This window comes from Methylobacterium sp. WCS2018Hpa-22 (genome assembly GCF_031843785.1).
Lineage (GTDB): Bacteria > Pseudomonadota > Alphaproteobacteria > Rhizobiales > Beijerinckiaceae > Methylobacterium.
Genome location: NZ_JAVTJA010000001.1, coordinates 118167 through 132763, shown reverse-complemented (window position 1 = coordinate 132763; position 14597 = coordinate 118167). Strand labels below are relative to the sequence as shown.

Below are 14597 nucleotides of genomic sequence, written 5' to 3'. Positions count from 1 at the left end.
TCCTTCAGACGCCTCGGGGCAAGCGATGACACTTCCCGTCCGAGCCCCCCGATCTCACCCGGCCTTCCGCATCGGCGAGGATCCGATCCTTCCCTCCTTGGCCGGGCGCCGGGCGCTGGCCTCCTGCAGGCGTTCGAGCAGGCGGGCGCCAAGATGGCCGCGCTCGACGGCATCCTCGCACTGCGCGCGCAGGAGCACGCGGCGGTCGCGGCGCTCGATATGCGCGTTGACCGGCAGCAGGATCGGCGGAGCGTTGGCACGGAAATCCGCCGCCAAGCCTTGAGGTCCTCCGCTCAACCGAGCGATTCCGAGCGTGCGGCACCCGACCCGGAGCCGGGCCAGGGTGACGAGGGCCTCGAACGCCTCCGGCGGTGGGCCGAACCGGTCCGCAACCTCGTGGCGGAGCGCCTCGACCTCGTCGGCGGTCGTCAGGCGCAGGAGCCGCGTATAGAGGCTCAGGCGCACCTCCGGCTCCGGCACGTAATCCGCAGGCACGCCGCCGGAGAGACCGATCCGGATCTCGGGGGTCCAATCCTCGGCGGTCTCGCCCTTCGCGGCCCTCAGGGCGAGATGCAGAAGGTGCTGATACAGGCCGAGCCCGATCAGCTTCACATGGCCGGCCTGGTTCTCGCCCACGAGATCGCCGGCCCCGCGCAGGTCGAGGTCGCGGGCGCTGATGGCGAAACCGGCACCGAGCCGGTCGAGGGCCTCCAAGGTGCGCAGCCGCTTCTCCGTCGCCGGGCTGAGAGGCTTCTCCGGCTGGTGAAGCAGGTAAACGACGCCCCGGCGTTGGCCGCGACCGACCCGGCCCCGCAGCTGGTGCAACTGCGACAGGCCGAAACGCTCCGCATCCCAGACCAGCATCGTGTTGGCGCGGGGCACGTCGAGGCCGCTCTCGATGATGCTGGTCGCCAGCAGCACGTCGCCCTCGCCATCGGCGAAACGCACCATCACGTCGTCCATGTCCGCCGCCTTGAGCTCGCCATGGGCGATCATCGTGCGCAGGTCGGGGACGAGCTTGGCGAGGCGCTCCGCCATGGGGCCGATATCCTCGATCCGCGGGCAGACGACGAAGCTCTGTCCGCCCCGTCGGTGCTCGCGCAGGAGCGCGTCCCGCAGGCCATCTGCGTCGAACGGCGCGATCACCGTGCGGATGGGCTGGCGCACCGCGGGCGGCGTGGCGATGACGCTGAGGGATTGCAGTCCGACGAGGGCGGATTGCAGGGTGCGGGGGATCGGCGTCGCCGTGAGCGTGAGGACGTGACCGTCCCCCGCCGTGTTGCGGAGCGCCTGCTTCATCTTGGTCCCGAAGCGCTGCTCCTCGTCGATCACCACGAGGCCGAGATCGGCGAAACCGACGCCCTTGGCGGTGAGGCAATGGGTGCCGACGACGAGGCGGATGCTGCCGTCGGCGAGCCCGGCCTTCACGCGCTTCGCCTCGGCCGGCGAGACAAGCCGTGAGAGATGGGCGACCTCGATGCCGAAACGGGCGAAGCGCCGGGTAAAGGTCTGCACATGCTGGCGAGCCAGCACGGTGGTGGGCGCCACCACGGCCACCTGACGGCCGGCGAAGATCGCGGCGGCGGCGGCACGCAGGGCCACCTCGGTCTTGCCGAAGCCGACATCGCCGCAGACGAGCCGATCCATCGGCCGCCCCGAGGCGAGATCGCCCATCACCCCGTTCACGGCGCGTGCCTGATCGGCGGTGAGGTTGAATCCGAAACCGGCGGCGAAGCGCTCCATCTCCCGGACCGGGGGTGACAGAACCGGCGCCTTGACCTCCCGGCGTGCCTCGGCATCGGCGAGCATCATGCGGGCCGCCTTGGCCATGCAGGCCTCGGCTTCGAGACGCCGACGCCCCCAGGACCCGCCTTCGAGTTTGTCGAGAGTCACCGCCTCGGCCTCCGAGCCGTAGCGCCAGATCCGGTCGGCCTGGGAGACCGGGACCATCAGGATCGCGTTTCCGGCAAAACGCAGACGCAGGGCGTCCTCGCCGCCTTCCGCTCCGGTCTCGACATGCTCCAATCCCTCGAAGACGCACAGACCGTTGTCGCGATCGACCGCCACATCGCCGATGCGCAGCTCGACCTCGCCGATGGGAAGGCTCGCCGTCGGCTCGCCCTCAGCCGCAGCGGCGGCGTGGCTCCCGAACAGGTCGGCGGCTGCAATGACACAGACACCCTGTCCCGGCACCCTGAACCCCGCCTCGATGGGAGCGGCCAGCGCCAGGATCGCACCAGGCCCGGCACGGGCAACCTCCGTCCAGTTCGTCACCTTTCGTGCCTTACGACCCAACACACGCTCGGCGACGCGGATCAGGCGACCGAGAGGCTCCTCCGGTCCCGTCAGCAGGATGCGTTCGCCGCTTTCGAGATGCCGGCGCAGGGTCTCGGCGAGGGCCGCATTCGGACGGGTTTTCCGCACGAAGGCCGGAATGGCGAGATCCTCGGATTCGTCCGCCGACGCGGTGGCGACACGTCGCTTCTCTTGAAGGGCAGTCCAACTCCGGGGGTCGAGATAGAGGTCCCCGAGGTCACGGTTCCGGTCGCCGGCATCGCGCCCTTCGGCGATCTGTTCGAAGAAGGCGGCGGCGCGCTGTTCGGCGCCGGTCTCGACCACGAGGCGGGCATCCGGGACGTAGTCCAGCACCGTCGTGAGCGTAGGGTAGAAGCGGGGAAGCTGGTGCTCCTGACCGGTGAAGGGCCGCAGCTGGTTCTCCGAGCCCTCCGGCAGAAGGATCTCCGTGGCCGGGTCGATGACCAGTCGCTCGGCCTCCGCCAGGGAGCGCTGGGAGACCGGATCGTAGGACCGGATCGCGATGACGCGGCCGTCCTCGTGCTCGATCCGGCAGGGGCGCGGCGCGGCGGCGGGGAACACGTCCACCGTCCTTCCCCACACCGCCACCTCGCCCGGCTCGTCGACCCGGTCGTCCAGGATGTAGCCGAGTCGCTGCAACGTCGCGGTGATCGCCGTCGGGTCGAAATCATCGCCGACGCGGATCTCGAGATGGGCGTCCGCCCATGTCTCGGGCGGTGGAACCCGCTGGATCATTGCGGGGGCGGTCGTCAGGACGATGTCGGGCAGGGCGGCGGTGTCCGTGAGCCAGCGCAACACGCCCGTGCGCTGCCCCATGACGCCGCGCGACGGCGAGGTCCGGTCGAAGGGCAGGCAATCCCATTCCGGGTAGATCGCAACGCTGCGATCGGGTGCCAGGGCGCGCAGGATCGCCGCGATGGCCTCCTGCCGGTGCGTTTCGCGCACCATGTGGATCAGGGGCTTGTTCAGTGCCACGAGGTCGAGGAGCGCCACGGCCAGGGCGCCGATGGGAACGAGGGGAGCGACGACCTCTTCGGAGGCGTTGTCGGGAGACGTCCTAGTCCGGCGTTTTGCCATCGGGGAGTGCGCTGCCCATCATTGATGTCGGGAGTCGGCAAACGTGGGCCGACGCGACTCGGGTCCCGAGATTCACGATCTGTCCCCAGTTTGTCGCAGACCGTACCGAGTGCGGGATGATGGGTGGACGAGGGCGTCATCCATCGCCGGGCGGGGGCATTCCTCCCTACTCGACGTGTCGCTCATTCAACCCTCCGCCCGCGTGAATCCCAGCCGGTTTCAAGCGCGGGACAGGCAGGATCGGGCGGATCGTCCGCGCTGGAGTAAAGCCCGCCGCATGACGCATGTTGAGCCCGTCCGATGGCGGTCGTTTGCCCCCTCCGATGGCGGTCATTTCTCCGCGAGGATGCCGAGGATCTCGGTGCGCAGGCTCAGGAGCTTCGGGTCGTCGCGGCGGCGCGGATAGGGGGCATCCACCGCGATCTCGGTCCTGATCCGAGCCGGTCGGTCGCTCAGCACGATCACCCGCTGGGCGAGGATGAGGGCCTCCTCGACATCGTGGGTGACGAGGAGCGCCGTGAAGCGGCTCTCCTGCCAGAGCCGGACGAGTTCGCCCTGCATGGCGAGGCGAGTGAGAGCGTCGAGCTTGCCCAGAGGCTCGTCGAGGAGGAGCAGGCTCGGATCGTTGACGAGAGCCCGGGCGAGCGCCGTGCGCTGGGCCATGCCGCCGGAGAGCTGGTGGGGATAGGCCTCGGCGAAGTCGGCAAGCCCGACGAGGTCCAGCGCCTCGTCGATGCGGTGCCGATGGCGGCGAAGCAGCCCGCGCGCCTCCAGGCCCAGCGAGACATTCCCCCGCACCGTGCGCCAGGGATAGAGCGTCGGATCCTGGAAGACGAGGAGCCGTTCCGGATCGGGTCCGGCGATCGTCTCCCCGTCGAGGGCGAGGGTGCCGGATTCCGGCGGTTCGAGACCGGCGGCGAGGCGCAGCAGCGTCGACTTTCCGCAGCCCGAGGGCCCGAGCAGGGCGACGAAGGAGCCCGGCGCGATGGTCAGGTCGATGTCGTCGAGAACGGGCAGGCGCGTACCGCCGATGTCGAAGGCGTGGGAGACACCTCTGACAGCGAGGGCTCCACGCCGGCTGGAAGAGGAGGCGCCGGTCGGCGCTTCGAGGGTCACCGCTACCATTGGACGAGCCCCTTCTGCCAGGACAGGACGCGGTCGCGCAGGCGGAACAGCAGGGTGATCAGGGTCGAGCACATCAGCGCCATGGCGATGAGGGCGGCATACATGTTGGCATAGGCTGCCCATCCTTGCGCCCATTGCAGGTACCAGCCGAGGCCGGATTTCACGCCCAGCATCTCGGCCACGACGAGAACCGCGAAGGAGGCGCCGAGCCCCATGAACAGCCCGACGAAGACGTGAGGCAGCGCGGCCGGGATCGCGACCTTGCGGATGAGGAAGCTCTGCGAGGCTCCGAGCGTGCGGGCGACGTCGTAATAGGATTTGTTGGCGGCCGCGATCCCGGACCAGGTCAGCACCGTTACCGGGAAACCCGTCGCCAGAGCCACGAGGAACGTGCTCGCCGACCAGGACGAGGGGAACACGAAGAAGGCCAGCGGCAGCCAGGCGGTGGCCGGGAGCGGTCCGACGAAGCGCAGGACCGGATGGACCCAGTAGCCGGCCGTCCGCGACCAGCCCACCGCCACACCGAGAACGAAGCCGACCGCGGCACCGATGAGGTAGCCGCCCGACAGAAGGATCAGCGAATTGACGATGCTGCCGCCGAGTTTCGGCCAATCCTCTGCGAAGACTTCCAGGATCGCCTGAGGAGGCGGGAAGAACGGCATCGGCAGCCATTCGAACTTGGCCGTCACCAGTTCCCAGACGGTGAAGGCGAGGGCGAGGGCGACCGTCCAGGGTCCCCAATGACGAAGGCGGCCTCCGACCCGGCCGAGGGCGGGGAGAAAGGGGCTCGCCAGAAGCAAGGCCGCACCGATCAGTCCGGCGCCATGTCCGAACGTGGCGGAATACGGAAAGTCGCCGTTCTCCGGCAGACCGATCGTGAGGGCCGCGAGGGCGAGCCAGACGGAACCGGCGAGGAGGCCGACCCACCACAGGGCAGCGAGACGAGTTCGCCATGCGGAGCGACTCGATACCGTGGCATCCGCATCCGCTTCGGCGGCCCGGCGGAAGCCTCCGCCGAACGCCCCCGTCAATGAACTCGACATGGATGCCCCTCAGCTCAGGACGTCGGCATAGACCCGGTCGGCGAATTTCGCCGTGTCGGTGGACCGGCGGATCACGTTCACGCGCTTCAGTTCGTCGCCGTAGAGGGCGATCTCCTGCTTGAGGGTGACGCCCACCGGCCGGTGATCGTGCGTATGGCTGCGCAGCATCGCGGCCAGATCCTCCACCGAGCCTTTGCCACCGTAATTCGAGAAGATGCCGGCGGCATCCAGCGGATCGGTGGCGACGCGGTGACCACCCTCGAGGATGGCGCGGGTGAGGGCGGAGGCGACCGCCCGGTCGTTACGGATCAGGCTGCCGCGCAGGGCAACCACGCAGCAGGAGCGCGTGGCGAAGCTGCCTGTCAGGTTGGTGGCCACTTCGGTGAAGCGCGGGTCCTTCAGCCAGATCCAGGTGCGCGGGTCGGCATCGGCCAGGGCCTGGGCCTCGCCCTTCTCCACGGCGAGGTTGAGAAGATCGGCTGGGTATTGCCGCCATTCCATCTCCCTGTCGGGATCGATACCGGCATCCGACAGGAGCAGGGCGAAGAAGTTCTTGGCCGGGCTCGCATGGTCGCTGATCGCGATGGTCTTGCCTTTCAGAGAGGCAATGTCGCTGATGCCTGCGGATTTTGCGCCGAGCAGCCTGAGGCAACCTCCATGGAGGCCGGCGGTGATCTTGACGTCGAATCCCTGTTCGAGGGGCTTCAGCCAGCGCAGGGCCATACCGATGCCGGCATCGGCCTTGCCGGTGGCGATGGCCTCCAGCAGGGCCTCCGTAGAGCCGCCGAAATTGATGAATTCCACGTCGAGCCCGTAGGCCGCGAAGATGCCCCGCTCCTTGGCGACGGGAGCCGCGGCGGTGCAAATGGCATTGGCGTTCCAGGCGAGCTTCACAGGCCGCAGCGGGCCGCTCCAAGGCTCAGTGGCCACTGCCGGCGCGCACAGGGGACCGGGATCGAAGGGCACAGCAGGGCCCGGAACCCAGGCACGCCCCGCCGTCGCGGTAAGGCCGAGGGGCAGGGCGGCCGCGACGGTGGCGCCCGCTCTCAGCAGGCGGCGTCGGGACAGCAGGTCGTCGGTCATGGTCGTCTCCGGGGCTGCGAGCAGCCCGCCTTCATGGATCGATGGAATGTCTGGGGAGGCAGTCGGCGGGTCAGGCCGGGGCGTAACTGAGATAGGCGACCATCATCTCGGCCACCGCCCGATGGGCGTAGTCGGAGACGCTCTCTCCGCCATCGACCGGAAAGGCCTCGACGACGCGGCGGCCAGCCAGCACTTCGGACAGCTCCTCGGGCATCAGTCCGTTCTCGATGGCAGCAGCCACGGCTGCCCTGCCATAGGTGCGGCGAACATGCTTCGGCGCGATAGCGCCTGCAAAAGCCCAGGCGCTCGCGGAGCTAGCCGCTTCAATTCTCGCGTCGTGATAACCCATGACCATCAACCCCATTCGTCAGAATCGTCCCATGATGAGTGCCGCCGAGATCGGCGAGACATGCATGGTGAAGGCAACGATTATGTTTGGGGTGACGGATCTTCATTGCGCCCTCGCGTCGGCAGCGAGCCGATAGACTTGTCGACAGGCGAAACTATAGGTGAGGGCTCGCGAAATGTGCTTCCAAATGTCCCGCATTCCGCAGGTGAGAGCTCTCTCCCGACCGGTCGATCGGGAAAGTTCCTGGTACCGATGCTCGCATGCCGACGGACTGTCAGCGGGCGGAGCCAGCCATCGCGTCGGAAATCGGCGCCTCGTCGCGGGCGCCAACGAAGCGGCCGAACAGACGCCAGAGCAGGGCACCGAGGCTGTCCATCAAAAGGAACACGGCCGGCACGAAGACCAGTGAGAGCAGGGTGGAGACGATGAGGCCGGAGATCACCGCCACCGCCATGGGTGCGCGGAACTCGCCACCGACACCCAACGCCATCGCCGAGGGCACCATGCCGGCGGCCATGGCGATGGTTGTCATCACGATAGGGCGCGCCCGCTTGCGGCCGGCATCGACGATGGCGGTGACGCGGTCGACGCCGCGCGCCATCTCCTCCACGGCGAAATCCACCAGCATGATCGCGTTCTTCGTGACCAGCCCCATCAGCATCAGGATACCGATGACCACGGGCATCGATATCGGCATGTTGAGGATGAGGAGGCCGAGGATCGCGCCACCGATGGAAAGCGGCAGCGAGAACAGGATCGTCAGTGGCTGAAGAAACGAACCGAACAAGAGAACGAGAACGGCGTATACCATCATGATCCCGGCCCCCATCGCCAGCAGGAAGCCGGAGAAGACCTCGCCCATGATCTCGGCGTCGCCGGTCTGGCGAATGGTGACGCCAGGCGGCAGCGACTTCGCGGTGGGTGTTTCCAGGGCTTGAGCGATGAGCGAGCCCAACGCGTCGGACCCTTCCATGTTGGCCTCGACCGCCACGCGGATTACGCGGTCATAGCGCTCGATGGCGCCCGGTCCCTGGTCGAGCTCGATATCAGCCACAGCGGCGAGAGGCACGGCGCCGCCGTTCTTTGCTGGGACCTTGAGGTTCTCCAACCGCGAAATCGCGCCGCGCGCCGCCTCGGGCAATTGAACGCGGATCGGAATCTGGCGGTCGACGGCGTTGAACTTGGCCAGGTTCAGGCCGATATCGCCGATCGTCCCGACTCGTACGGTCTCGGCGATGGTTTCTGTGGAGACGCCGAGATCGGCGGCGGCCCCCTCTTTCGGGCGGATGCGCACTTCCGTGCGGTTGAGCGGTGCGGTCGACATCACGGAGACGAGGTGTGGGATCGCCGCCATGTCGCGCTGCAGCCTTGCCGCCACTTCGGCGACGATCTCGGCATCCGGCCCTCCAACCACAAGGGCGAGGTCGCGCTGGCCGGAATCGCGCAGGGACCAGGAGCGGATGTCCGGTTCCTCCGCCAGCAACGCGGCGATGTCGGTCTCTACCGCCGCCTGCTTCTTCGAGCGCGCGTTCTTCGGAGTCAGGTTGACGATGAGGGTGGCGAGCCGGGTCTCCTTCTTGCCCCCCACCTGACGACCGCCATCGACGAAGACCGAGGTGACTTCCGGCAGGGAACGGATGCGTTCGACCACTCGGTCAGCGACAGCTACGGTGTCTACGAGCTTCGCGCCAGGCGCGAGTTCCACCATGAACAGCGTGCGGGCATTGTCCTGCTTCGGCACGAAGCCGGAGGGCAGCAACCCGGTGGAGGCGAGCGAACCGGCAAACAGCACGAGGCCGACGATGAGGGTGATGACGCGGTGGCGCACGGACCAGCCCACCAACCGGCCATAGGTGCGCATCACCCATCCCTCACGTTCGTCGTGGTGATGGCCGTGGTCGCGTAGGAAATAGGCAGCGAGCATCGGCGTGATCAGCCGCGCCACGAGCAGCGACATGAACACCGAGACGGCGATGGTGAGCCCGAACTGCATGAAGTAGCGGCCTGCGATACCGCCCATGAACGAGACCGGCGCGAACACCGCGATCAACGTGGCGGTAATGGCAATGACGGCGAGACCGATCTCGTCGGCGCCCTCGATCGCCGCCCGGTATGCTGACTTCCCCATCCGCATGTGCCGGACGATGTTCTCGATCTCGACGATGGCGTCATCCACCAGAATGCCGGTGACGAGGGTGATGGCGAGCAGGCTGATGCCGTTGAGGGTAAAACCCAGCGCATCCATCGCCCAGAAGGTCGGGAAGACGGAGAGCGGTAGGGCGACCGCCGCGATCAAGGTCGCGCGCCAGTCCCGCAAGAACAGGAAAACCACGATGACAGCGAGAACAGCGCCCTCGATCAGGGTGTGCATCGCCGAATCGTAGCTTCCGATCGTGGCCGAAACCGATGAATCGATGACGTCGAAAGCCACGTCGGGATAGGTTTTGCGGAACTCGTCGATGCGCTTCTCGACGGCTGTCGCCACCTCGGCATCACTGGCGCCCGAGCCGCGCGAGACCGCGAAGGCGACGACCGGCTCGCCATTGAAACGGGCGAAGGTGCGCGGCTCCTCGATGGCGTCCTGCACCACAGCGAGATCGTCGAGACGAACCTTGCGTCCCCCCGGTAGGACGATGGACGTAGCCTTGAGGTCACGTACCGTGCGAGAGGCGGCAAGCGTCCGAATCGATTGTTCGCGACCACCGACCTCGCCACGTCCGCCCGCCATGTCAGCTGAGGTCAAGCGTAACTGCCGATTAACATCCGCAGCGGTGATGCCGAGCGCCAGCAGGCGGTCGGGCTGGAGCACGACGCGGATCTCGCGCGCGACGCCGCCGACACGCTCGACCCCACCGACGCCCTTCACCCCCTGGAGCGAGCGGGCGATCTTGTCCTCCACCAGCCAGGAGAGGTCGGCAGGTGTCATCGCCGGGGCCTTCACGCCGTAGATCAGAATCGGCAGGCCTGCGATCTCGACACGGCTGATCACCGGTTCGTCGATGGTGCGTGGCAGGTTGATGCGGATCTTCGAGATTGCATCCTTTACGTCGTTGACCGCGCGGTCAGTGTTCACCTCAAGACGAAATTCTACCGTCGTGACGGAGGATCCCTCTGTGATCGCCGAGGTGATGTGCTTCACGCCGCGTACGCCGGCTATTGAATCCTCGACCCATTTCGTCACCTGGGTCTGGAGCTCGGATGGGGCAGCGCCGGCCTGCGTGATCGCCACCGAGACGATGGGCACGTCGATATTCGGCATGCGCGTGACTGGAAGCCCACGAAAGCTGACGAGGCCGAGAACGATCAGGACGAGGAACAGAACCAGTGGGCCGATCGGCTTGCGGATCGCCCAGGCGGAGACGTTGAGGCGCATCGGCACAAACCGTGTTCGCGAGATGGAAACAACAGAGCCCGGCTGTTCCGGGCGCTGTTTCAGGGAATGCCGGCTTCAGCGGTTTCGCGCGGGGACGGGCCGTTCGCGACGGCGGGAGCGGGCGTAACGGCAACCGGGATGGCGCGGACCCGGTCGCCGTTACGCAGGAAGCTTCCAGAGCGCGCGACCACGGCCTCGCCTTGGTTGAGGCCTGAGCGGATTTCGATATCGTCATCGTCTGAGATGCCGGTGCGCACGGTCCGCGCCTCCACGAGGCCATCGGCGACTATGAGGACGCTACTGCGTTGCGGCCCGCCATACAGAACGGAGGCCTGGGGCACGGTGATGCCACGGGTTCGTGCGACCTCAATGGCCCCTCGGGCAAAGGTGCCAATACGCAGGCGCGGATCGGGATCGAGCCGGACGCGGACCTTGCCGAGGCGGGTTGCCTTATCGACCTCCGGGTAGACGGCGCGCACGCTCCCTCGCACGCGCTCGCCAGTGGTAAGCTCCATCGAGGCGGGTGCCCCCTCCCGCAACAGTGGCAGCTTGGTCTCAATGACCTCGCCTTCGAGCTCAATCTCGCCTCGGGCGATGAGCCTGAACAACGGCTCAGAAGAGGAAGAGGCTGCCATACCGACGCGGGCCGTACGGCGGTTTACGATACCGGCTTCCGGCGCGCGGATCTCGGTGCGGGCGAGGCGCAATGAGAGTTCGTCGCGCAGAGCCCGCGCCTGAGCGAGTTCCGCCCTTGCGATGACAAGACCATTGCGCGCGAAGGCGAGCTTGCCCTCCGTTTGACGCAAGGACGCAGTGCGCCCCTCCATGATCGCCGCTGTGCCGTTGCCGCTACTCATGAGTTGCTTAGCTCGCTCGAAGGCAAGGCGCGCTTCCATCTCGGCGGCCTCCGCCTGCTCGATATTGCTCTGTGCTTGCGGCACGGTGGCCGACGCCTTGCTGACCAGGGCGTCCTGCTGAGCGATCTGCTGGTCGATGAGATCGCGCGAGAGCCGCGCCAGGATCTGGCCTCGCTCTACGCGCATGCCCTCCTCGACCAGCACTTCGGTGACCCGATAGCCCTCGATTTCGGGCGTTACCAGGATTTCGTCACGGGGAACCAGAGATCCGGTAACGACGACCTGCTCGACGATTTCGCGGCGTGCCGCCTCGACAGTGCTCACCGCCGGCGCCGGCTTGTTTGGAGCCAGCGCGACCTCAGCGAAGGCCGAACCCGACGGTAGGCCAAGAATGAGAACGAAGGGACGAACGACCTTGAGGACGGAACTCATCGGCTACCCTCCAAGAGAGAGTGGGACGGAAAACCGAGCGAGACGGGAAGCGCGCCGGCCTCCGCCTCCTGCGCCGCCGTCGGCAGCCGTCCGTCCAGTCCCGCCTCGATCAGGGCGCACAAATGCGCCGCGGCGGGGGCTGGATTGAAGGCTGGCCAGAGCGCCAGGTTCACGAGAATGCCCTTCATCAGCGGGTTCAGCGTTTTGTCGTAGAGAATGGCGGCATCGCAGGCCGGTGAGGTTGCCAGAGACGAAAGAGTCTCGACAAACCAAAGGCGGGCCTCGGTCTCGCCTCGCTCGACCATGCCGGCAATGTCGGGGTTGCGAGTGGCCTCGGACCAGAGATCGACGCGCAGGACCGCGCTCTCGCGGGTCGCCCGGGCGAAGTAGCGTTCGAGGATGCCCATTAGGGCCCCACGGCGATCGCCGGCCCGCTCCATCTCTTCGACGAGGGTCATACCATGCCCGCGCTCACGCTCCGCGAGGCCTAAGACAACGGCCTCCTTCGACTTGAAGTAATGGTAGATGTTGCCTGCGGTCATCCCGGCTTGACGGGCGAGATCCTGCATCGTTGTGCGGTGGAAGCCATTGCGGACGAAGCAAATCTCGGCGGCATCGAGGATGTCCTGGCGGCGGGTCGACTGGCTGCTTCGAGGCTCAGTGAGGACGCCGGCGCTCATGATGCGGCCCCCGTGTTCGCGACGATGCCCACACCTTGAGCATTGATCGATCCGCAGGAGTACGCATGTCCACCAAGGTCGGCGCAGACCCGCGCCTGCCACCCATCCGATCCTGCACCCGTCCAGCCAATGAAAGCGAGCCAACCGACGAGAATCAAGAGCCCCGGCAGAAGATTGGACATCCGGCAAGCGGAGCGGGCCGAGACCACAATGCGCTGGGAGATCCCATCGCGAGGCGCATCCACATCATCGTACCAACCTAGATCGCCCATCGCGGCCTCCCGTCTCTCCGCAAATCTATTGAACGTTCATTCAAAGGTCAATGAATGAACGTTCAATAGGAGCTAATAATGTTATCCGACTCCCTCCTCGACGGGATGAGCAGCGCTCCTAGTTTAACTCCCATGCGCTTCATGATTCTGACCGCCGCCCTCGTGCCATTCTTCAGCAGTTCGGCCCAGGCAGATCCGTGCGGGGATCTCATCGACAGCGTCGTGGCTGAGACGAAGGCCACGCTCGTCAACCGCACCGTTGATTTCGCGGAAATGTCGGTCACCAACGGGATGACGCTGACACTCGCCTGCGGTGACCCGTCCGCTGTCGGAGTCCAATTCAAGGGGGAGACGCCGAGCGATGACTACTATGACCTGTTCGGCCGGGCCGGGCGGATCGCTACCGGGATTGCACCAGACCTGATCGTAGCCGCAGCTCGCCGCGCCCGCGAGCAGGCGGTCATCTCCCGCCACAGCCATGCCGATGCGGCGACATCTCTCGTCACGTGCTCTGTCATAAACGGGAGCCGTGGACCAATGACCGGCTGCGCGGTGGTAAATAAGCGCGACCGCTGAGGCATCCCCCCTGGGTCGCTGCCGAGCAAAGTATAGGTGCGCCACAGCAGGCCTTACGCCGGTGCGGTGGATTTGCTCGATGATGCTCGGCTCGATGCTTCGGCCCAGTCAGATTTCCCGGTTAGCCATAGGAACCCACCTGCCGATGGTCGAGCCGGGTGGTTGACGTCGTCGCTCGTGAAGAAAAACGTCGTGGGTATAAGCAGACGCTGACTATCAAGAGCGGATAGCTGCACCTCGGGGCATCTACCCCGGTGGTGTTCAGGGATGCATCTTCGGCGACGAAGAAATTAGCTGTCTCGCCGCTGCCATTCACATTGTCACCGGAGAGCCGCTCCCTCCGGAGCCTGCCGTCGATGAGCAAGGACAGCAGGTGCTTCTTACGGAAGGATCAGGCTGAGGCGCCGGCGGAAGAGTCGAACAGGAAATCGTCGGCGGCTGGGACAGTGACAGACAGGCCGGAGCCGTAGGCTGCTTTTGAGAGGCGCCAGGGGCGGTCGGCTTGGGCGCGGATAGCCTCGGACGGACGCAGGCGCCGCAACGCCCCTTCTTCGCTCAATTCCTCGACGGTGAGGAAGCCGTAGACCTGCAGGCGGGCGGCGATCAGCTTAGTCTCACGATCACCCGCCGCAACCGCGAGCGTTCCGCTGGCATAGACCGCATCCATCAGCGCGCGCTGATCGACCCGCCTCGCGGCTAGGGAGGGCGATACGACGGGAGCCTGGGGCTGGGGCCTGCCGGGACGTCGGAAGGGAACCACGTTGTCGATCGCCGTGTGAACGCTACGCATACACCGTTACCCTTACAAACCACGCGCGGAAACCAGCGCATGTCGCCCCGGCCCCAACGATCGCTAGGTTTCGACGAGTCGGATTAATGGGCGGTTTACGGTAAATCCCAGCCCTGTCCCGAAGGCGCACCGCCTTGTACTTCACGCAAAAGAGAGGAAATTCCCTTACGCCGACCTGCCCGAACGGCGATGCCCGCCCGTCCGGACACACATGTTTCGAAACAGTAACAGAGCAAAGCATTTGCTAGTGTAAATACGTCGTACTCCAGTGTATTAATAATATTTATTCTATCAGATGACGTTCTGCCATTCTGTTTCGACTCAAAGTAGCACTATCCGACGAAGTTCCTATTTGCAATATGACTTTATGGCTAATTAATCTTGGGATACAATGGCTATCTCAAGTCTAAAAATTGGCACATATCCACGTATGGCGTTCATAGCAGGCCTTATTGCAACGTTCGACCCGAACCGGCAGGCTCTCGCCGCGGATGAGCGCATCTATATGCATAACATTGGGAATGAGGACCTTTGGCTATGGAGGTGATCTGGGCTGCGCCTTATGGCGTTGGCTACGTCGAACCTGGGGGCAAGCGCTACCCGCATCGTGGCGGTGCCCCTGCA

At 65.9% G+C, this 14597-nt stretch carries 10 protein-coding genes; 1 reads left to right on the top strand and 9 read right to left on the bottom strand.

The window, feature by feature from the left end; all coding sequences use genetic code 11:
- Positions 1-54: 54 nt before the first annotated feature.
- From RQI43_RS00565 to RQI43_RS00530, 8 genes are all read right to left on the bottom strand, one after another.
- On the bottom strand, positions 55-3393 hold the full coding sequence (locus RQI43_RS00565) for a DEAD/DEAH box helicase (RefSeq protein WP_311273866.1): 3339 nt from the start codon (positions 3391-3393) through the stop codon (positions 55-57).
- Between the two features lie 330 nt (positions 3394-3723).
- The gene (locus RQI43_RS00560; protein WP_056425221.1) at positions 3724-4518 is read right to left on the bottom strand and encodes an ABC transporter ATP-binding protein; all 795 of its coding nucleotides are present in this window, start codon (positions 4516-4518) and stop codon (positions 3724-3726) included.
- A complete protein-coding gene (locus tag RQI43_RS00555; RefSeq protein ID WP_156467711.1) occupies positions 4512-5561 on the bottom strand; it encodes an ABC transporter permease in 1050 nt (349 codons plus the stop codon). The genes RQI43_RS00560 and RQI43_RS00555 overlap by 7 nt, the downstream gene beginning before the upstream one ends.
- Before the next feature lie 9 nt (positions 5562-5570).
- A complete protein-coding gene (locus RQI43_RS00550; protein ID WP_311273865.1) occupies positions 5571-6644 on the bottom strand; it encodes an ABC transporter substrate-binding protein in 1074 nt (357 codons plus the stop codon).
- Positions 6645-6714: 70 nt separating this feature from the next.
- Positions 6715-6885: a hypothetical protein gene (locus tag RQI43_RS00545; protein ID WP_244477986.1), complete on the bottom strand. Its 171-nt coding sequence runs from the start codon at positions 6883-6885 to the stop codon at positions 6715-6717.
- Positions 6886-7267: 382 nt separating this feature from the next.
- The gene (locus RQI43_RS00540; protein WP_311273864.1) at positions 7268-10366 is read right to left on the bottom strand and encodes an efflux RND transporter permease subunit; all 3099 of its coding nucleotides are present in this window, start codon (positions 10364-10366) and stop codon (positions 7268-7270) included.
- A 59-nt stretch (positions 10367-10425) separates the two neighbouring features.
- A complete protein-coding gene (locus RQI43_RS00535) occupies positions 10426-11655 on the bottom strand; it encodes an efflux RND transporter periplasmic adaptor subunit (RefSeq protein WP_056425227.1) in 1230 nt (409 codons plus the stop codon).
- Positions 11652-12335, bottom strand: a complete 684-nt coding sequence (locus tag RQI43_RS00530; RefSeq protein WP_311273863.1) for a TetR/AcrR family transcriptional regulator — start codon at positions 12333-12335, stop codon at positions 11652-11654. The genes RQI43_RS00535 and RQI43_RS00530 overlap by 4 nt, the downstream gene beginning before the upstream one ends.
- Positions 12336-12739: 404 nt before the next feature.
- On the opposite strand from RQI43_RS00530, the gene RQI43_RS00525 reads away from it, so the two are divergent.
- Positions 12740-13183: a hypothetical protein gene (locus RQI43_RS00525; RefSeq protein WP_311273862.1), complete on the top strand. Its 444-nt coding sequence runs from the start codon at positions 12740-12742 to the stop codon at positions 13181-13183.
- A 391-nt stretch (positions 13184-13574) separates the two neighbouring features.
- Here the strand turns inward: RQI43_RS00525 and RQI43_RS00520 are convergent, their stop codons facing one another.
- Positions 13575-13973 (bottom strand): hypothetical protein, encoded by a 399-nt coding sequence (locus RQI43_RS00520; RefSeq protein ID WP_056425232.1) that lies wholly within the window; start codon positions 13971-13973, stop codon positions 13575-13577.
- Positions 13974-14597: the final 624 nt, after the last annotated feature.

Coding starts and splice junctions, on each gene's coding strand:
- RQI43_RS00535 (WP_056425227.1), bottom strand. CDS start 11,655: ATGAGTTCCGTCCTCAAGGTCGTTCGTCCCTTCGTTCTCATTCTTGGC.
- RQI43_RS00520 (WP_056425232.1), bottom strand. CDS start 13,973: ATGCGTAGCGTTCACACGGCGATCGACAACGTGGTTCCCTTCCGACGT.
- RQI43_RS00550 (WP_311273865.1), bottom strand. CDS start 6,644: ATGACCGACGACCTGCTGTCCCGACGCCGCCTGCTGAGAGCGGGCGCC.
- RQI43_RS00525 (WP_311273862.1), top strand. CDS start 12,740: ATGCGCTTCATGATTCTGACCGCCGCCCTCGTGCCATTCTTCAGCAGT.
- RQI43_RS00565 (WP_311273866.1), bottom strand. CDS start 3,393: ATGGCAAAACGCCGGACTAGGACGTCTCCCGACAACGCCTCCGAAGAG.
- RQI43_RS00555 (WP_156467711.1), bottom strand. CDS start 5,561: ATGTCGAGTTCATTGACGGGGGCGTTCGGCGGAGGCTTCCGCCGGGCC.
- RQI43_RS00540 (WP_311273864.1), bottom strand. CDS start 10,366: ATGCGCCTCAACGTCTCCGCCTGGGCGATCCGCAAGCCGATCGGCCCA.
- RQI43_RS00530 (WP_311273863.1), bottom strand. CDS start 12,335: ATGAGCGCCGGCGTCCTCACTGAGCCTCGAAGCAGCCAGTCGACCCGC.
- RQI43_RS00560 (WP_056425221.1), bottom strand. CDS start 4,518: ATGGTAGCGGTGACCCTCGAAGCGCCGACCGGCGCCTCCTCTTCCAGC.